Consider the following 19247-nt stretch of genomic DNA (forward strand, 5'->3'; position numbering starts at 1 on the left):
GTGATATTTCAAGGAGTATGCTATGAAAGTTCAAGCATCAGTTAAAAAGATTTGTGGTAGCTGTAAAGTTGTGCGCCGTAAAGGTCGTGTACATGTTATTTGCACAGCAGAACCACGCCACAAGCAGCGTCAAGGTTAATAAGTAGTAGTTTAGGTGAATATAGCTTTACTATAAACGAAATTAATACTTGAATTATAACGGCGGATGCGATATCATCCGCCACTTGCCGTAGTTTATGCAAAACTTTTATAATGTCGTTAATGAATAGGCTTAGTATAAAGTCAAAGCAGTAATAATAATTATAAAAGCTTTCGTATTGACAGCAACAAATCTGAAAAATAATGCCTTATGATAAATAACGCTTATTTTTCTTCAATGGAGAGAAATCAATGGCTCGTATTGCCGGCGTAAACATTCCGGATAATAAGCATGCTGTTATTTCACTAACTTACATCTTTGGTGTAGGTCGTACCACTGCTCAGAAAATCCTAGAAGCAGTTGGCATTGCCCCTACTACTAAAGTCAGTCAGTTAGATGATACACAGTTGGATGCTATCCGTGCACAAGTTGCAAATTACACGACTGAGGGTGATCTTCGTCGTGAAGTGTCAATGAATATCAAGCGTTTGGTAGATCTTGGTTGTTACCGTGGCATTCGTCATCGTCGTAACTTACCAGTTAGAGGTCAGAATACCAAAAACAACGCTCGTACTCGTAAGGGTCCGACACGCCCTCTCAAAAGATAATTAACTTAGGAAGCTAAAAGATGGCTAAAGACACTCGTAGTCGCAAAAAAGTGACTCGTCGTTCAGTATCGGAGGGCGTAGCCCATATCCATGCGTCTTTTAATAACACCATTGTTACGATTACCGATCGTCAAGGTAATGCATTGGCTTGGGCCACTTCAGGTGGACAAGGCTTCCGTGGTTCACGTAAATCTACACCATTTGCAGCGCAGGTTGCAGCTGAAGTTGCTGGTAAAGCAGCTCAAGAATATGGTGTTAAGAATATCGATGTTTTGGTCAAAGGACCAGGACCGGGTCGTGAGTCTGCGGTAAGAGCACTAGGTGCATTGGGTTATAAAGTTAACAGCATCTCTGATGTAACCCCAATCCCACACAATGGTTGCCGTGCGCCGAAAAAGCGCCGCGTCTAATATTAAAGACGAAGCTTTTTATTATAAGAGCTTATAGGAGACATAACAATGGCCCGCTATATTGGACCAAAACTCAAATTATCACGTCGTGAAGGTACAGACTTAGGCCTTAAGTCTGGTGTTAAACCATATGACGTAAAAACAAAGAAAGCTGGACGTCCACCAGGTCAACACGGTGTTAGCCGTAACAAGACTTCAGAATATGCTTTACAGCTGCGTGAAAAGCAGAAAGTTAAACGTATTTATGGTGTATTAGAGCGTCAGTTCGCTAATTACTATAAAGAAGCCGCTCGTAAGCGTGGTGCTACTGGTGAAAACCTACTAGCAATGCTTGAGAGCCGTCTAGATAATGTGGTTTACCGCATGGGCTTTGGCTCAACTCGCGCTGAAGCACGTCAGCTAGTTAGTCACCGTACTGTTATGGTAAAAAAGGCTGGTCGTGATGAATTTGTTCGTGTGAACATTCCATCAATTCAGCTTCAAGATGGTGATGTCATCGCTATCCAAGAGAAATCTCGCGAACAACTACGTATTAAAAACGCTATTGAACTGGCGTCACAACGTGGTATTCCAGAATGGCTAGATGTTGATCACAGCAAATTACAGGGTACGTTTAAACAAGCGCCTGATCGTATTGATCTACCTGCTGAAATCAATGAAAGCTTGATCGTTGAGCTATACTCTAAGTAAATGACGTATCGCTCAATGTCATAATCATGGCGTTGGGCAATTAACGTTAATTAAACCAGTTTAATAAATCGAGGTGACATCATGATGCTAAATGCAACTGAGTTTCTAACGCCGAACGCCATTAATGTGGATACGGTTAATGAAACGATTGCGAAAGTCACGCTCGAACCGTTAGAACGCGGCTTTGGGCATACCTTAGGTAATGCTCTACGTCGCATCTTATTATCTTCATTACCTGGTGCTGCAGTCATTGAAGCCGAGATTGATGGTGTTGACCATGAATACTCAACGCTTGAAGGACTACAAGAAGACGTGCTTGACTTGCTTTTGAACTTAAAAGGCTTAGCAATTACGCTTCATGACCAAAATGAAGTATTCTTGACCTTGGATAAACAAGGTCCAGGCACTATTACTGCTGCAGACATCGCGTTACCGCATAATGTCGATATCATCAATCCAGAGTTGGTGTTGGGTACATTAAGTGAGCGTGGTCATCTTAAGATGCGTTTGCGCGTAGTAATGGGTCGTGGATATGAGCCAGCAAACCAGCGCCGTGAAGATGGTGATACTAAAGCAATTGGACGCTTAAAGCTTGATGCAAGCTTTAGTCCTGTGCTACGTGTTGCTTATCAGGTCGAAAACGCTCGCGTTGAGCAGCGTACTGATCTTGATCGTCTTATCGTTGAGCTTGAAACCAATGGCACTATAGATCCAGAAGAAGCAATTCGTAAAGCAGCCACTATTTTACAACAACAGATTTCTATCTTTGTTGACCTAGAAGCTGAAGAAGCGCCTGAGCCTGTGAAAGAAAAAGAAGAGGTTGATCCAGTGCTTTTACGCCCTGTGGATGATCTTGAACTAACGGTTCGCTCAGCAAACTGCTTGAAAGCTGAAAACATTTACTATATCGGTGATTTGGTACAACGTTCAGAGACTGAACTATTAAAAACCCCAAATCTTGGTAAGAAATCATTGACCGAAATCAAAGACGTACTAGCGTCTAAAGATTTAGAGCTTGGGATGCGTCTAGACAACTGGCCACCAGCTGATTTACGTGTTGATGATCGCTTTTCTTATCGTAGCCGTTAAACTTTAAGGATATTTGACTATGCGCCATCGTAAGAGTGGAGTCAAGCTGGGTCGTACCGGCAGTCATCGTAAGGCAATGTTTCAGAACATGACCAACTCATTATTTGAGCATGAACTGATCAAAACAACATTACCAAAAGCTAAAGAACTACGTCGCGTTGCAGAGCCATTAATCACTATGGCTAAAGAAGACAGCGTTGCAAATCGTCGTTTAGCATTTAGCCGTATGCGTAGCAAAGCTATGGTAGGCAAACTATTTGGCACGTTAGGTCCTCGTTACCAAACTCGTCCAGGTGGTTATTTGCGTATTGTAAAATGCGGTCATCGTGACGGTGACAACGCGCCAATGGCTTATGTAGAATTGGTTGATCGCGACTAATTTTGTATTGACGATATAATTTATAAAAAAGGCTCCAATTAAATTGGAGCCTTTTTTTGTATATTACGTTCTTTGCTAATCACAATAACAGCGAATCGACATTGGCAGCACCCTGTCTGACAATCTCAGGCTGGCTGCTGGTCATATCTATAATAGTAGTCAGCTTAGTAGTCTTTACACCTGCATTAATTAGACCGTCGATTTGATTACCTAGTAATTCTTCAATCTCAAAAGGATCATCAAGTATATCATCACGGTTGGGCAGTATTAATGAACTGGTTAAAATAGGCTCATCCATTGCTTCTAAAAGTGCTTGGGCAATTGGGTTACTGGGCACTCGAATACCGATGGTTTTTTTCTTAGCATGAGCCAGTTTTTTGGGCACATCTTTGGTAGCGTTCAAGATAAAAGTAATTGGCGCTGGGGTATGGGCTTTAAGCTGTTTAAATTGAACATTGTCTACCGTAGCATAGTTAGCGATTTCGCTTAAGTCACGGCAAAGTAGGGTAAATTGGTGCTTATCATCAAGTTCGCGTATCATTTTTAGCTTTTCTAGTGCGTCTTTTGCGCCCAAACGACAGCCAAAAGCATAACTGGTATCTGTTGGGTAGATCATCAGTTGATCTTTGCGTAGTAGTTCAGCAGCTTGTTCTATGAGACGTGGCTGCGGATTTTCTGGATGAACATAAAATACTTGCATGATGACTCCTTATTTATAGTTATTGGTTTTATGCATATGAATATTGATTGGATCAAGATTTTATATTTAATGAACTAAACAACAATGAAGCAGTAGTATTAAAATCATAAACATATAGATAAATACGCTGCTTTACCTATCAGTATAGCTTAGGGTAGATATAAGTTTAGTGGCAAGGCGTTACCAAGCGTTGAGAATCGTTAACGAAGGATAGGTAAGTCGTAAGCCTAAATTTATGTCAGCCAAGGCAGTCTAGCCCGTTACACAAACGCTGAGCAAAGTATGCAATAACGTTTTTGCATCACGAGGCAGAGTATGGGGTTTGGCTATGTAATTCTCGACTTGGTTATAAACATCAAGGGCAAAGGTACTGCCGCTGGTATCGAAGTCGGCAGACAAATTGTCTTGCGATACTCTAAAATGGCGACCGCAGGCTAAGGTAAAGAGACACTCTAATGCTTGTGGTTTGATTTCTACACGTTCAAATGCCTGCTGCTGGGCGGCAGATCGACCATCGGGTGCATACCAGTAGCCAAAGTCTGGCAACTCTCTACGAGCGTCACCAGCCACGCACCAATGGCTAATCTCATGTAAGGCGCTGGCAAAATAACCATGCGCAAATTCGATTCTAGCTGGCTCATGTCCGACTGCAGGAAAATACTCTGGTTCTCCATTACTACGCGCTAGGATGACGTGCTTGTCAGAAAACAGCGTATTAAACAGCCTTATGAGCCAATTGGTACTGGTCTTTTCACTATCTTCTAAGAGCGCCAAACCCTCATTGTTATCGTCAGCTACAAATTCATCGCGTTCTGTAGATAACATAAACCACTGTTGTTTCCATAGAGACAGGTTTTGTTTTATCGTGATTGATGCATCAGTAGATATATCATTGGTATAAACAGATAATTGCTCAAGATGTTGTCGCAATGCATCTGATTTGATAGGAGAAAGTAGGGTTGAAAATTGAAAGTCATTGTTCGGCAAATTCATAAATAAAATATAGGCTCAATAAAGAATAAAAGTTATAAGACTTAGAATAAAAAGTGAGAAATAAAACAATCGCAGACAGATAATTCACCAAAAAATCTTAACATACTAGCGCTAGCACAGTAGGGCACTTTCCGTTAGTATGGCAAACAATATTATACACCGTTTTTATGAATGAGGCCGCGTATGTCATGCACTCCAGAAAGTAAACCTTCAGTACTTCACGCTGACAACAAAGCAACTGCATCTAACAGCATACCTGAGCATATTTCTTTAGATAAATGGGCTGACACTGGTTTTGAATGGTCAGGAAGTGTTGATCCACGTATCTTTGATCGTCTGGTCAGTACATTAAATACAGAACACGAGCAGGCAATGACACAGCTTGACGCTGAATTGTACCGTCGTAATAATGTTTTGCATTTGAGATTTACCCTAACTGGAGAGGTGTGGTTAACTTGTCAGCGCTGCCTACGTCCAGTTGCGGTAGACTTGTCTGACGACTATGATATCGCCTTACTTGAGGATGATAGTCAGGCCAGCTTGGTTGATGATGACCAGGATTATCTATTGCTTGAGGAGATCATCACTGAACAATCCCCAGAGCGTTTGCTGCCTTTCAAAAAACTAATAGAAGATGAAATCTTATTAAAGACACCGTTGGCACCAAAACATGATGATTGTGAAATGGTGGTTGAGCAGTTCGGTGAAATACCTGAAGAAGAAGAGAGTGAAAATCCTTTTGCAGCATTAGCAGCGTTAAAAGGTAAATTATAGTAATGGCTATATAAAGACAGCGAGTAGTCTAAAACATTGATCATAACAATGAAGTTGTATGGGTGGTTTTCTTATTGACAATGGTTTTTTATCTTTTTTGTACATAAGAATGGCAGTCAATGCTTTATTATTCGTCCAAACATGCGTATAATGTCCGGTTTATTGCATTCTGGCAACATACTATATGCAGTTAAAGATTAACCAAATTATCTATAGATTTTATAATTAGTTAGTGTTTGATGTATATCGTAAAATATTTGATGATGCGTAAGACTTAGGTTGTTGTGATTATATAGCCTCTGTCAGTATCGATTAAAGCTGAATTTTAAGCTTATCCCTTTAAGTATAGGAGCTATATCATGGCTGTTCAAAAAAGTCGTAAAAGCCGTTCTCGTCGTGACATGCGCCGTTCACACCACCACATGAGCGTGGCTGAGCTAAGCGTAGATGCGACTACTGGTGAAAAACATCGTCGTCATCATATGACCAAAGATGGTTTTTATCGTGGTCGTCAACTGTTTAAGGTTAGTCAAGAAGCTTAAATTATTGTCTGTTTGATAGTTGATATACAGTGATGGTAGTATTTTTATTTATTTACTGCCATCCAATATATTCTTTATTAAACAATATATATTGAGCTTATGAAAACCAAGTTATTTCGCTATCGCATGTAAGATAGCTAGATAGCTTGGTTTTTTATTATGTGTCATTTATGAGTCTATAACTGTTAACAAGCGCTTATAACGATGGTTAATAGTCACAAGGTTTTATCAATAGTATTTTTGGTGATTTATTCAGTTTGTATTACTGTGATTTCATGACTTGCTATAATAATTATGCAGAGCAGTGTATAGTTTGTAATAATTCGCTGTAATAAGCGACACATTAGAATTTTGTTTTATAATCATCCTCAGTCTATTTTAAGAATATCTTCAATTACTTAAGGAATATTGGCTATGGCATCTGCACCTGATACAGTAATAACCTCACCCCATCGTATTGCAGTAATCTTTCCTGGACAAGGAGCTCAGGCGGTCAATATGACTGCTGAGCTTGCAGAAATATACCCACAAGTACACGACACTTTTGCTGAAGCCAGCAAGGCTTTAGGTGAAGACTTATGGGCAATATGTCAAGATGAAGAACAGCTAAACCAGACTCAATATACTCAGCCTGCGTTATTAACAGCCAGTATTGCTATATGGCGTATCCTGCAAGATAAACTAGATAAGGAGCCCCTTTATTTAGCAGGCCATTCGTTAGGTGAATATAGTGCACTTTGTGCTGCTGGTGTTATATCATTAACCGATGCTGTGCAACTGGTACATAAGCGTGGCCAGCTGATGCAAGAGGCAGTAGCCGATATTGATACTGCAATGGCAGCAGTATTAGGACTCGAAGACAGTCGCGTTGAAACGTTATGTGAGCAAGCGACTGAACATGTTGATGGCGCTGTTGTGGGTGCTGCTAATTTTAACAGCCCAGGTCAAGTTGTCATATCTGGTAATGCTGCTGGGGTAACGGCTGTTATTGATAAGGTGCAAAATACTGGCAAAAAGGCGATTCCTTTAAAAGTGAGCGTTCCTTCACACTGTGCATTAATGGCACCAGCAAGCCAAGCACTGGCAGAAGAATTGGCTGCTATTAAATTTGATCAAGCCAACATTCCTGTTATCCAAAACCGTCATGCTCGTATTGAGACTAGTGTCCAAAGTATCAAACAAGCATTAACAGAACAGCTTAGTGAACCTGTATTGTGGTCAAAGACCATGCAAGAGCTGGCAGACAAACAAATAAATATATTAATTGAGTGCGGTAGTGGTAACGTGCTGAGTAATCTCGCTAAGCGACAAACGCAGCCAATTACAAGTTATCCAGTAGACAAGCCTGCTCGCATGGAAAAATTGATGGAGGTGTTATCATGAGTCGTACGATTGTATTAGTTAGTGGTGCAAGTCGCGGTATCGGTAAGGCAGTTGCTAAACGTTTTGCGAAAGAAGGGCATTTTGTCATTGGAACAGCGACCACAGAGAAGGGTGCTGCTCTTATCGACGATTATTTGCATGATTCAGGGGGTATTGGCCGAGTTTTGGATGTTCGTGATGCGGCACAAATTGATAAGTTGTTTGAAGAGATTGAAAGTGTATATGGTGCCGTACAAGTATTAGTAAACAACGCAGGTATTACCCAAGATGGGTTATTAATGCGTATGAAAGATGAAGACTGGGACAGTGTGGTTGACACCAACCTAACCTCAGTTTATCGCATGAGTAAACGGGCAGTACGCGGCATGATGAAAGCTCGTCGTGGCCGTATTATTAATATCAGTTCAGTGGTTGCAAAAATGGGCAATGCTGGACAGTCTAACTATGCTGCTACAAAAGCAGGCGTAGAAGGATTTAGTCGTACTTTGGCACGTGAGATTGGCTCTCGTCAAGTAACTATCAACTGTGTAGCACCAGGACTGATTGAGACTGATATGACAGATGAGCTGGACGAACGCTTACTAAATTCTATGTTGGATGCTGTACCTATCGGACGTTTGGGGCAGCCAGAAGATATTGCAGCAGCAACACTATTCTTGGCTAGTGATGAAGCGAGTTATATTACTGGAGCCGTTATACCTGTCAACGGTGGCATGTACATGTAGTGCTATAAGTAGGATAAAAATATCGTTTACACTCGTATAATAAAAACTTGCGTGAACGAGTGTAAACTGTATTTAATGGTGTTATAATGACGCATATTTTTATGTTTCAGACCTGCGTTATAAAGGGTTTCATAAAACATTGAATAAATCGAAATGGGTCAAACTGTGTTAAAGTCTTATCTCTGAGATAAAATACCGTATTTGACCAGACATTATCAGCTCAAAAAATAGCTAGATGATAGTTTTTAAAATTAATAGATAAAGGAGCAGTTTATATGAGTAATGATACTGAGTTAAGAGTAAAATCAGCAGTAGCAGAGCAGTTGGGTATGAATGTTGAAGACATCAGCAATGACGCTTCTTTCATGGAAGATCTAGGTGCGGATTCACTGGACTTAGTTGAGCTTGTTATGTCGTTTGAAAGTGATTTTGGCATTACTATTCCTGATGAAGATTCAGCAGAATTGACTACGGTACAAAAAGCAATCGATTACGTTCAAGCTCAACTATAAGCCACTGTTGCTTTATAGTCTATTTATAATATGACTACAGCAAGTTTTGCTAAACCGTTTATCTTTATTGATAAGCGGTTTTTTTATGTTTTGAAGAAGGTCTAAATGCCATAGTTTGTTTATAATATGAAAATTTTTTCTTACATTGCTAGAATTTATGTCGTCCAATCTATAATAGCACTAACATTAACACAATCTATGTGGAAGTAACATTATCCAACATACTTTTACTATCTAAAGCTTTTTTACTTTTTTCACTTTGTTATACTTATTGTGATGGTAGCAGCTAAAATTGGTCTGTCACCGATCATAATTTTAAAATATAAAAAATAACTAACAAATAAGACTTGAAGGAGTATATATATGGGTATGTTCAGTTTTGCAAAAGATATTGGAGATAAGATTTTTAATCGTGATGATGACAAACACGATGCAAAATCAGAAACTAAAGCAGATGCTAATACACCAGTAAAGACCACAGAACCTTCTGCTCAATCGGTTGCCAATATTTTATTGCGCCGTATTCAACAACAGAATCTTAATCTCGATAACTTAAAAGTTAAATACAATGGTTCAACCGATACAGCTGAAATTAGCGGTAATGCTAAGACTCAAGCAGATCGTGAAAAAGCCATCATCGCGATTGGTAATGTGCAGAATGTAGCAAAGGTTATTGATAATATCGACATCGAAGAAGATGCGCCTGAGTCCACGATGTATACTGTAAAGTCTGGCGATAGCTTGTCTAAAATTGCCGAAGAGGTGTATGGTTCATCTGGTGACTATATGAAGATATTTGAAGCCAATAAGCCTATGTTATCTGATCCAAATAAGATATATCCAGGGCAAGTATTACGCATTCCTAAGCCATAGTTGAGACAAATTAGAATAATTTTTATAACTACAATAACTTAGAATATATGAACTCATTATAATATAGTTGGTCCAAATAAAACGCCTTTTAGCACAAGAGGCGTTTTTTATTGTCCGATTCTTATGTGTATCTTATTACGCTTTTTTCGATAGTATAAAACATGCTATTTATTACCATTACTAAGTTTTTCTATCTGTTCTGTAATTGCCCAATTAATATGTTCATCAAGCATTTTGTTGTATCCTAGTTTGGACTGTAATTGGTTAATCACATCTAAACTAGGATTAGCGTTACCCAATCCGATAGCAATGTTTCGCAAAAAATTAACGTATCCTGTCCGCCTAATTGGACTGCCTTTGGTATATTCTAAAAAGTCAGACTCTTGCCACTGCCACAGCTCAATTAAGCCAATATTATCAAAATTATGTCTAGGGGCGAAGTCATCTACCGATGTCAGATTGGCGTAACGGTTCCAAGGACAAATAAGCTGACAGTCATCACAGCCAAATACTCGATTACCTATGGCGCGCCGGTACTTTATATCTATTGCCCCTTCGTGCTCAATGGTCAAGTATGAGATGCATGCAGCTGCATTAAGCTTATAAGGAGCGACGATCGCCTGCGTGGGACAAATGTCGATACAAGCGCTACAACTGCCACAATGTGCATTGACTGTCTTGTCATCAGGCAAGTTAAGGCTGACAAATAACTCGCCTAATACAAAGAAAGAGCCCGCCGATTTATTCAGAAGTAAAGTATGCTTGCCTGTCCAACCAAGACCAACTGCATCTGCTATTGGTCGCTCAAAAATAGGAGCAGAATCACTAAACGGACGAAAAACAAAATCTGACTCGGCGCCAATGTTTAAATGCTGCCATTCAGGGAGCTTGTTTTCAATCTTAAGTGCCAATTGCTTTAAACGGCTACGCATCGTCTTATGATAGTCTCGGCCTCGTGCATAACGTGCAATGATACCCTGATTAGGGTAATCGTTATCGGTGACAGTGCGTGGCACTGGTGTCTGGGTTAGATAGTCCATACGTACGCTGATGATGGTTTGTGCGCCTGCAACGAGCTTAGCAGGATGTGCTCTTAAATCATGATTATTGTGCATAAACTGCAATTGCCCTTCATATCCTTTGTCTAACCACTGTTGTAGCTGCTCAATCTGCTGAGCAAATAAAGGATGATGGACGGATAAGAACCCACAGTCAGCGAATCCTAAAGCTTGTGCCTCAGACTTAATCCATTGTTTTACCTCTACTGCAGTAGCAAATACAGGAGTATTGGTAACTTCAATATTAACGCTCGTTTGCTGACTAGAGGAATGCATTGTATGCTGTTTGGTTGATGATTTATTGTTCATATTAGAGGGTACTAGTTTGTGAGTTTATACATCAATAATGATGTTATAGCAGCTATGATAGGCCAGATTACTGCCTATGCAACCATAAAAATGAAATATTGGGTTGTTAGTATTAATACATAAAACTAGATATGTTTTTGTTATATTTATATCCTAGCAGTTTATATATTCATAAAATAAGAAAAAGGAATATTATGCAGTCATCAACACAATCCGCAGCACAGTGCCCGTACTCGTCATTGCCTATCGCTTTATACGCTAGCGACCAAGTTTATACCATGGAGCAAGCATGGTTTGCACAAGGATATGATAGCTTTGGTTTGATGCAACAAGCTGCTTGGCAAATGGCACAATGTATTATACCGCTTTATGAACGAGTCAAGGCGCAAACGAAGCGCTACGCCAGACATCATTATTATATGGCTCGTCAGCCTAGCGTGTGTATTTGGGTAGGGCAAGGTAATAATGGCGGAGATGGTTGGTTGATTGCTCATTATCTACAGCAAGCGGGCTGGCAAGTACAAGTGATAACAGTCGGCGTAGAAGTGGATAATCGGGCAGATAACAATCAAAAGAGCCAAGAAACAGTCAATGATGCAACAAAGGCTCAGCATAAGGCTTTAGGCATGAACTGTCCTTACCAACGCTTTGAAGACATGCAAGGTTATCAAAATGAAAATGATCAATTGGATATGGCCTTGCAGGCTGATATCTATATCGATGCACTATTTGGTATTGGTTTAGATCGTGCGCCAAAAGGTTTGTATGAACAAGCAATTGTAACATTTAATAATGCGGCTCAGCAGATTGACGCTTTAACCATTGCCGTTGATATTCCAAGTGGTCTAATCGCTTCTACTGGACAAGTATTTGAGAAATTAGCCATACAAGCGGATATTACTTTATGTTTGATTGCGCGTAAGTTTGGTCTGCATACCAAAGATGGTATGGATTATAGTGGAGAAATAATTGATATACCGTTGTTACCTTATGCATCTATTGAACCTGTTGCAGTATTGCTTAAAGATGCCCAGCATCTGACGCCGCGTTGTCATAACAGTTATAAAGGTAGCTATGGTCATGTCTTAGTGATTGGAGGCAATCGTATTGATGGCTCTCAAGGTATGGGTGGTGCCGCAATTCTGACTGCTTCTAGTGCGATGGCAACTGGGACTGGTAAAATAACCGTTGCCTGTCATCAAGCCTTTCACAGCGCGTTATTGACTTCGTTACCTGATGCGATGACAATTGACCTACACGATCAAGAGGGCGTTGAGCGTTTAATTGAAAGTGCAAGCGTCGTTACGATCGGTATAGGGCTTGGTCGCGATGAAAAAGCAAAAATACTATTTATCCGTTACGTGCACGCGGTAATGACGCATAAGAGTACGTTAGTCATCGATGCCGACGGTCTATATCATTTAGCAGCGCTACACATAGAGAAACACGACATTGTTACTGAACTGCGAGAGTACAGTAAGACGTACAAGGTTTGTTTAACGCCACATAGTGGTGAAGCAGCCAAATTATTAAATAAAGAGATTAGTGAGATAGAAAACGACAGATTGTCAGCTATACAACAATGCGCTAATTGGTATGGTGGCAATTGGGTATTAAAAGGCGCAGGCTCGCTTATTTTAGAGCAAGAGAACATATATGTTTGCGGTGCTGGTAATGCTGGGATGGCAACAGCTGGAATGGGGGATATACTATCTGGAGTGGTTGCAGGATTATTGGCGCAAGAAGACTTAGATAGTGAGCAGAGTAACTTGCGTCAAGCAGTGATGATCCATGCATTAGCAGGTGATATGTTGGTTCATCAAAATTCATATGATGCTGCGACATATAAGCATGTAAGTAAAGAGCAGTTATTGGTTGGACAACGCGGCTTGCAAGCTCAAGATATGCCAGCAGCCATACGTCATATCATGCAAAAAATAACTTACTAAGTAATATAAACTTCGTTAAAGACAGCTTTGGTAATGAGATATGCTCATTACTAAAGTTAGCTGTACTTAAGTCTCTGTACCTTGACAATACTGTCCAATCGCTTGTTGTACACGCTCTCGCTTAAGTTCAATCTCTCGTCCATCTAAATACTGGCGTTTACCGTTTGCATCCATCTCATAGATACGGCCACCGACATTTAAATTGGTTAAGTTGTTACGTAACGATTGGCAGCGCTGAGCATTTGCCTGTGCTTCTTGATCTTTAATACGCGCCTCAAGTTGCGCAACTCGTTGTTCTTCAGCGCTTAGGGTATTGCTGTTCTGGTTGGCTTCTGTTTTTCCGGCCATTTGTCCTGCATTCGTTTCTCTACCATCACTACGGAACTCAATTACCTCGATATTCCGTGCATTTTGCGGTGCATGTTGACTATATTTGACCTCACCATGCGTGCCAATGGATTTGTAAACTTGAATAGCATGACTTGCACTCATAGGTAGAACAAATATACAAGTGGTAATAATGCCAACTAACAGTTTATTGACAGTATGAATCATGGATGAGTATGCCATGCTAGCAATCCTTTTAATGAATAAAAATATCCATATGTAAGCGTAAACGTATCATTGTATAAATTACAATGAGTATACAATATATGTCGATTCTAACAAAAAGTAATGTTAAATGTACATTATTTAATAACTAATAGTTAAGGATAGGTTTCACAAGTTTTTCTTGACAATAGGGCTTAAACCACCGAATATAAGAACAGTTGATTGGTCAGTGAGCGGCTTTTATGATATTGCCGTAGCACTTGAGGATAATTACTGGTTACTGCTTATCAGCAGTCTCTACAGTTTTATGCTCTTTGTGACAGTAGCATAGCGTAGTATGAATAATGACTGCCACAGTCTTCATTCTTAACTGTACTTACTGTCTCCGGACTCATCGGTCTACAATGACTAAGATAAACTTATTATTTTTGAATATTAAAAATCAAATACTGCGTATTCACCCTGTTATATGTAATACAGAGTGTAACCGTCTTATCGGTATGTCGCTTGTATTTAGGCAATCTATATTGTCGTTAGTATGGATATCTGATTGTTTTAATATTCCTACATGTCCTATGAATAATAAGCTTCTATTAAAAGTGCTTTAACTAGCATCTTGTCATGTACATCGATAAACTCCTATCAAAAACTGACCATATAAATTGCTATGTTTGAGTAATTTGCTGTCTTATCGTACAGTTATGCTCCGACATGGTGATCACATATTATTGATAAGGTGATGACAGTGACGCAAACCACGCAAAGTCCGAACATGACCGGCCATACTCAAACGGGTAATGCCGCCAAGCATTTCGATGAGAAACAACAACGTATTGCTGAGGATAGCACCCAGCCTGTGATGCTATCTGGTGCAGAGATGTTGGTGCAATCGCTAACTGATGAAGGGGTCGAGTATATTTTCGGCTATCCAGGTGGCGCGGTTTTACACATATATGATGCACTGTTCCAACAAGATAATATTGAACATATCTTAGTCCGTCATGAGCAAGCAGCAGGACACATGGCTGATGCTTATTCGCGAACAACTGGTAATACAGGTGTTGTATTGGCGACATCAGGGCCTGGCGCTACGAATACAGTGACTGCTATTGCGACAGCGTTTATGGACTCAGTACCGATGGTTGTTATTGCAGGTCAGGTGCCAAGTAGTTTGATCGGGGAAGATGCGTTTCAAGAAACTGATATGGTCGGGGTGTCACGTCCGATTGTCAAACATAGCTTTCAAGTTCGTCATGCCAGCGAAATCCCTTCAATCATCAAAAAAGCTTTCTACATCGCTCAGTCTGGTCGTCCAGGCCCTGTCGTCATTGATGTGCCTAAAGACATGACTGCACCCAGCGAAAAATATGCCTACGAATATCCAAAAGATGTGTTTGTAAGATCTTATCAGCCATCTGTTAAGGGTCATAGCGGTCAGATAAAAAGAGCTGTTGAGACTTTACTAGCAGCGAAGCGTCCCGTTGTTTATGCAGGTGGCGGCGTTATTTGGAGTAAGGCTCATGAAGAGTTAAAAGATATTGCTCATCGTTTGAACTTGCCAGTTACTAATACTTTGATGGGTCTTGGTACCTTTCCTGGTTCTGATCGTCAGTTCTTAGGAATGCTTGGCATGCATGGTACTTATGAAGCTAACATGACTATGCATCATGCAGATGTCATTTTAGCAGTTGGGGCACGTTTTGATGATCGCGTAACCAATAATGTCAAAAAGTTTTGTCCAAATGCGACAATCATCCATATAGATATTGATCCAGCTTCTATCTCAAAAACTATCTTTGCGCATATTCCTATCGTTGGTGATGTAAAGTCTGTACTGAGCGATATGCTATCTATTATTGGGGAAGATAAAGAGTTAGAGCAACATGCATTGTTAGATTGGTGGTCTCAGATTAACGAGTGGCGCAAGCGTCATGGGCTACGTTATGACACTGATACTGAAAATGGTATCAAGCCGCAAAACGTGGTACAGGCCTTGTGCAAAATCACCGAAGGTAATGCAATTATTACGAGTGATGTCGGTCAGCATCAAATGTTTGCTGCACTTTATTATACTTATAACGAGCCGCGTCAATGGCTTAACTCAGGTGGCCTTGGTACCATGGGTGTCGGCTTGCCGTACGCTATGGCAGCGAAGCTTGTAAGACCAGAGCGTGATGTCGTCTGTATTACAGGTGAAGGCTCAATTCAGATGAATATTCAAGAGCTGTCAACGTGTCTGCAGTATGATTTACCAGTTAAGATTTTGAACCTCAATAACGCTCAGTTGGGTATGGTTAAGCAGTGGCAAGATATGCTATATGAGGGTCGCCATGCTCATTCGTATATGAATTCATTGCCTGACTTCGTTAAGTTGGCTGAAAGTTATGGTCATGTTGGTATCAAAATCACTGACCCTGAAAAAATGGAAGAACAGTTAGCTGAGGCAATGGCAATGAAAGACAAGCTTGTGTTCATCGATGTCTACGTTGATCGTAATGAGCATGTATATCCGATGCAAGTCGCAGGTCAAACGATGCGTGATATGTGGTTATCAAAAGGGGAGCGTACCTAATGCAACAACATCTGATTTCGGTATTAATAGAAAACGAAGCGGGATCGTTGTCGCGGTTGGTTGGCTTGTTTTCTCAACGTGGTTACAATATTGAGACCTTAAACGTCGCGCCAACGGAAGATCCCTCTATTTCACGCTTGACAGTAACAACGATTACTTCACCAGAAAAAATTGAGCAAATTACCAAGCAGTTGCATAAACTGATTGAAGTGATTAAAGTATTGAATCTATCTGAAAATGTACACGTCGAACGTGAGCTTATGTTGATTAAAGTTCGCGCCACTGGCAGTGTGCGTGAAGAAATTAAACGTAGTGCTGATATATTCCGTGCTCAAATCGTCGATGTAAATGCTAATCTATATACTATCCAAATCGTTGGTGATACTGCTAAGCTTGATGGCTTTATTGATACTATCGGTCGTGAGCGTGTGCTAGAAGTGGTACGTTCAGGCGTAATTGGTATTGCTCGCGGCGAGAAGACCCTGAGCGTTTAATATTATTTTTTTTTAAATAAATTTATTACTAGGTTTATATTGTTTACTATTTTAAAAAATAAACACGATATAAGTATTTACTACCCATGGCTTCCCATAATTGAGGAAAAGGACTCTACCTATGAACGTTTTTTATGATAAAGATTGTGATCTATCCATCATCCAAGGCAAAAAAGTGGCTATTATTGGTTATGGCTCACAAGGGCATGCTCATGCCTTGAACTTACAAGAATCTGGTGTGGATGTAACAGTTGGTCTCCGTGCTAACTCTGGTTCGTGGAGAAAAGCTGAAAACGCGGGCCTAAAAGTGTCTGAAGTAGAAGAGGCAGTAAAAGCCGCTGACGTCGTTATGATTTTGACACCAGATGAGTTTCAAAAGCAGCTTTATAATGATGTGATTGAGCCAAATATCAAAGAGGGCGCGACGCTCGCTTTTGCTCATGGTTTTGCTATTCATTATAACCAAGTAGTGCCGCGCAGTGATCTAGATGTCATCATGGTAGCACCAAAAGCACCAGGACATACGGTACGTTCTGAGTTTGTTAAAGGTGGCGGCATCCCAGACCTTATCGCTATTTATCAAGATGCGTCAGGTCAAGCTAAGCAGTTGGCATTGTCTTATGCTGCTGGTGTTGGTGGCGGTCGTTCAGGTATTATCGAAACAACCTTTAAAGACGAGACTGAAACTGACTTGTTCGGTGAGCAAGCAGTACTATGTGGCGGTGCTGTTGAACTGGTCAAAATGGGCTTTGAAACCCTGACAGAAGCTGGTTACGCGCCAGAAATGGCATACTTCGAATGCTTACATGAGCTTAAGCTCATCGTCGACCTCATGTATGAGGGCGGTATCGCTGATATGAACTATTCAATCAGTAATAATGCAGAATATGGCGAGTATGTGACTGGTACAGAGGTCATCAACGAGCAATCACGCGAAGCCATGCGTAACGCACTAAAGCGTATCCAGTCTGGTGAATACGCTAAAATGTTTATCAGTGAGGGTGCTACAAACTATCCATCTATGACAGCCCGTCGGCGTAACAACGCTGAACATGAGATTGAGAAGACAGGTGCGAAGCTACGCGGTATGATGCCTTGGATTGGTGGTAATAAAATTATTGATAAAGACAAAAACTAAATAATTATCTACTAAGCTATTATTAAGACCCATGTTATTGTGAGATAACATGGGTTTTTTAATGCCATATAATCGTTAGTATAACTAATTTTGATGAGTGTAAACAAAAGGTACTGGTATTAAAATAATGAAATACCCCATTAAATTTAAAAGTAATAAGAATAGCGCTTGAAAACTTACAATTATCACCCAATGTAAACAACCGATATACCACTTATGCAAAAGTTAATTCTTACAAAATAATAAGCTTAGACATAATGGTATTTAATCGTTTTTCTTTATTTTTTTTATTTATATTATAGGTTATATGCTGTGCAAATATCTTTTCCAGACTGGCTAACGCCGCAATTCGCATATATTACTTTCAGTGCTGTCGTTGCCGTTCTGATTTGGATAGAAGGCGAGATGCTCAAGCGTAGCAATGGTAAGCTGCCTAAATCTTTATTTTTTCAATTCAGCTCACTATTAGACACTTCATGGTTTTTCGTTTCTATAGTCATGATATATGTGATTGATTTATCGCCATTAGCGACAACTGTACCAGCAGCCTATGGTCTTTATACGGTTTTTGGTTGGGTTTATGGAACACGCTTGCTTAAACTTCGTGGTATTCCAGACTCTCCTGAGGATTTGGTAATACCTTCTAAATATATCGCTTATAGCCAGTCATTTGCTTTAATATTCTTTGGATTATGTTTATTTGTCTTAGCACTTCCTTGGTTGCCTATATTTGATTCATAAATATATTATTAAAAGTGCTATATTCGGTTACACAAGTTTACTAAATGAATAACTATACCTTTACAAAAACTCGCAATTTAACATCCTGATCACAATAAAAGCTGGTATACTAAACTTGTACTTAGGGAGTTGTAGACGGAAATAGTCATATATCTTCAAGATATAACACTGGTTTTAGTCTTAGCATTTGCTTAAAATTCGACTGAGTATTTGTCAATTAATCGGTGATGACACAAGTCTCATCAACAGTTAAAGAGTTAGGAAAATTTATGTCAGATAAAGTTGAAGGCACTGTAAAGTGGTTTAATGAAGCTAAAGGTTTTGGTTTTATCGCTCAAGACAACGGTGGACAAGACGTATTTGCTCACTACAGCGCTATCCAAGGTAACGGTTTCAAAACTCTAGCTGAAGGTCAAAAAGTGTCTTTCATCTTAGGTGATGGTAAGAAAGGACCACAAGCTGAGCAAATCGAAGCACTTTAATCTTATCTCTGTCAAGTTTGATCGTCTGATCAATACTTTTCATTTTAAAAGATTATATAAAAGCTAAGATTAGTTTGTTGTATAACAACAAAAATATTGTTTAGACTTTATAAAAAAAGCAACCTCTTATCAGGT

Annotated in this window: 22 protein-coding genes; 18 read left to right on the plus strand and 4 right to left on the minus strand. The window is 39.9% G+C overall.

Translation table 11 applies throughout. From position 1 onward, the window contains the following. The first annotated feature begins 22 nt into the window (after nt 1–22). The 6 genes from rpmJ to rplQ all read left to right on the plus strand — a co-directional run bounded on the left by rpmJ (nt 23) and on the right by rplQ (nt 3315). A complete protein-coding gene (gene rpmJ / locus PENNN9_RS03075; RefSeq protein ID WP_011279805.1) occupies nt 23–139 on the plus strand; it encodes a 50S ribosomal protein L36 in 117 nt (38 codons plus the stop codon). 251 nt (nt 140–390) lie between these two features. Continuing rightward, nucleotides 391–747 (plus strand): 30S ribosomal protein S13, encoded by a 357-nt coding sequence (gene rpsM / locus PENNN9_RS03080; RefSeq protein WP_058368278.1) that lies wholly within the window; start codon nt 391–393, stop codon nt 745–747. Between the two features lie 20 nt (nt 748–767). Next, nucleotides 768–1157, plus strand: coding sequence for a 30S ribosomal protein S11 (gene rpsK / locus PENNN9_RS03085; protein WP_058368279.1), 390 nt, complete (start codon nt 768–770; stop codon nt 1155–1157). 48 nt (nt 1158–1205) lie between these two features. After that, nucleotides 1206–1847, plus strand: coding sequence for a 30S ribosomal protein S4 (gene rpsD, locus PENNN9_RS03090; RefSeq protein ID WP_058368280.1), 642 nt, complete (start codon nt 1206–1208; stop codon nt 1845–1847). Nucleotides 1848–1928: 81 nt separating this feature from the next. Continuing rightward, on the plus strand, nt 1929–2936 hold the full coding sequence (locus PENNN9_RS03095; RefSeq protein WP_058368281.1) for a DNA-directed RNA polymerase subunit alpha: 1008 nt from the start codon (nt 1929–1931) through the stop codon (nt 2934–2936). A 19-nt stretch (nt 2937–2955) separates the two neighbouring features. Continuing rightward, nucleotides 2956–3315 (plus strand): 50S ribosomal protein L17, encoded by a 360-nt coding sequence (rplQ, locus tag PENNN9_RS03100; protein WP_010196736.1) that lies wholly within the window; start codon nt 2956–2958, stop codon nt 3313–3315. Between the two features lie 79 nt (nt 3316–3394). Here the strand turns inward: rplQ and PENNN9_RS03105 are convergent, their stop codons facing one another. Both PENNN9_RS03105 and PENNN9_RS03110 read right to left on the minus strand, forming a co-directional pair. After that, nucleotides 3395–4015 (minus strand): L-threonylcarbamoyladenylate synthase, encoded by a 621-nt coding sequence (locus tag PENNN9_RS03105; RefSeq protein ID WP_058368282.1) that lies wholly within the window; start codon nt 4013–4015, stop codon nt 3395–3397. 252 nt (nt 4016–4267) lie between these two features. After that, nucleotides 4268–5008 carry an elongation factor P hydroxylase gene (locus PENNN9_RS03110; RefSeq protein ID WP_058368283.1) on the minus strand — a complete coding sequence of 247 codons (741 nt, stop codon included), beginning with the start codon at nt 5006–5008 and terminating at the stop codon, nt 4268–4270. Between the two features lie 183 nt (nt 5009–5191). Here PENNN9_RS03110 and PENNN9_RS03115 point away from each other — a divergent pair, with 183 nt between their 5' ends. From PENNN9_RS03115 to lysM, 6 genes are all read left to right on the plus strand, one after another. Further along, on the plus strand, nt 5192–5782 hold the full coding sequence (locus tag PENNN9_RS03115) for a YceD family protein (RefSeq protein ID WP_058368284.1): 591 nt from the start codon (nt 5192–5194) through the stop codon (nt 5780–5782). 359 nt (nt 5783–6141) lie between these two features. Then, nucleotides 6142–6324, plus strand: coding sequence for a 50S ribosomal protein L32 (rpmF, locus tag PENNN9_RS03120; protein ID WP_058368285.1), 183 nt, complete (start codon nt 6142–6144; stop codon nt 6322–6324). Between the two features lie 414 nt (nt 6325–6738). Beyond that, entirely contained in the window at nt 6739–7707 is a 969-nt protein-coding gene (gene fabD, locus PENNN9_RS03125) for an ACP S-malonyltransferase (protein ID WP_058368286.1), read from the plus strand. After that, nucleotides 7704–8432, plus strand: coding sequence for a 3-oxoacyl-ACP reductase FabG (gene fabG, locus PENNN9_RS03130; RefSeq protein WP_058368287.1), 729 nt, complete (start codon nt 7704–7706; stop codon nt 8430–8432). The genes fabD and fabG overlap by 4 nt, the downstream gene beginning before the upstream one ends. Before the next feature lie 275 nt (nt 8433–8707). Next, nucleotides 8708–8944 carry an acyl carrier protein gene (gene acpP / locus PENNN9_RS03135; RefSeq protein ID WP_058368288.1) on the plus strand — a complete coding sequence of 79 codons (237 nt, stop codon included), beginning with the start codon at nt 8708–8710 and terminating at the stop codon, nt 8942–8944. A 363-nt stretch (nt 8945–9307) separates the two neighbouring features. Continuing rightward, entirely contained in the window at nt 9308–9817 is a 510-nt protein-coding gene (gene lysM / locus PENNN9_RS03140; protein WP_058368289.1) for a peptidoglycan-binding protein LysM, read from the plus strand. Between the two features lie 164 nt (nt 9818–9981). On the opposite strand, the gene queG is transcribed toward lysM, so the two are convergent. Continuing rightward, complete coding sequence (gene queG / locus PENNN9_RS03145; RefSeq protein ID WP_058368290.1) at nt 9982–11184, minus strand: tRNA epoxyqueuosine(34) reductase QueG; 1203 nt, start codon at nt 11182–11184, stop codon at nt 9982–9984. A 194-nt stretch (nt 11185–11378) separates the two neighbouring features. Here queG and PENNN9_RS03150 point away from each other — a divergent pair, with 194 nt between their 5' ends. After that, complete coding sequence (locus tag PENNN9_RS03150) at nt 11379–13133, plus strand: NAD(P)H-hydrate dehydratase (protein ID WP_058368291.1); 1755 nt, start codon at nt 11379–11381, stop codon at nt 13131–13133. A 66-nt stretch (nt 13134–13199) separates the two neighbouring features. Here PENNN9_RS03150 and PENNN9_RS03155 read toward each other — a convergent pair whose 3' ends face one another. After that, the gene (locus PENNN9_RS03155) at nt 13200–13703 is read right to left on the minus strand and encodes a DUF4124 domain-containing protein (RefSeq protein ID WP_058368292.1); all 504 of its coding nucleotides are present in this window, start codon (nt 13701–13703) and stop codon (nt 13200–13202) included. Between the two features lie 841 nt (nt 13704–14544). Between PENNN9_RS03155 and PENNN9_RS03160 the strand changes: the two genes are divergently transcribed. The 5 genes from PENNN9_RS03160 to PENNN9_RS03180 all read left to right on the plus strand — a co-directional run bounded on the left by PENNN9_RS03160 (nt 14545) and on the right by PENNN9_RS03180 (nt 19112). Further along, entirely contained in the window at nt 14545–16257 is a 1713-nt protein-coding gene (locus tag PENNN9_RS03160) for an acetolactate synthase 3 large subunit (RefSeq protein ID WP_058368297.1), read from the plus strand. Then, nucleotides 16257–16751, plus strand: a complete 495-nt coding sequence (ilvN, locus tag PENNN9_RS03165) for an acetolactate synthase small subunit (protein ID WP_058368293.1) — start codon at nt 16257–16259, stop codon at nt 16749–16751. Before PENNN9_RS03160 ends, ilvN begins: the two co-directional genes overlap by 1 nt. Nucleotides 16752–16872: 121 nt before the next feature. Then, nucleotides 16873–17889 carry a ketol-acid reductoisomerase gene (ilvC, locus tag PENNN9_RS03170; protein ID WP_058368294.1) on the plus strand — a complete coding sequence of 339 codons (1017 nt, stop codon included), beginning with the start codon at nt 16873–16875 and terminating at the stop codon, nt 17887–17889. A 312-nt stretch (nt 17890–18201) separates the two neighbouring features. After that, on the plus strand, nt 18202–18630 hold the full coding sequence (locus PENNN9_RS03175; protein WP_058368295.1) for a hypothetical protein: 429 nt from the start codon (nt 18202–18204) through the stop codon (nt 18628–18630). Between the two features lie 269 nt (nt 18631–18899). Then, on the plus strand, nt 18900–19112 hold the full coding sequence (locus PENNN9_RS03180; RefSeq protein ID WP_058368296.1) for a cold-shock protein: 213 nt from the start codon (nt 18900–18902) through the stop codon (nt 19110–19112). Nucleotides 19113–19247 lie beyond the last annotated feature (135 nt).

It is taken from the genome of Psychrobacter sp. ENNN9_III, assembly GCF_001462175.1.
In the GTDB taxonomy this organism is placed as follows: Bacteria; Pseudomonadota; Gammaproteobacteria; order Pseudomonadales; family Moraxellaceae; genus Psychrobacter.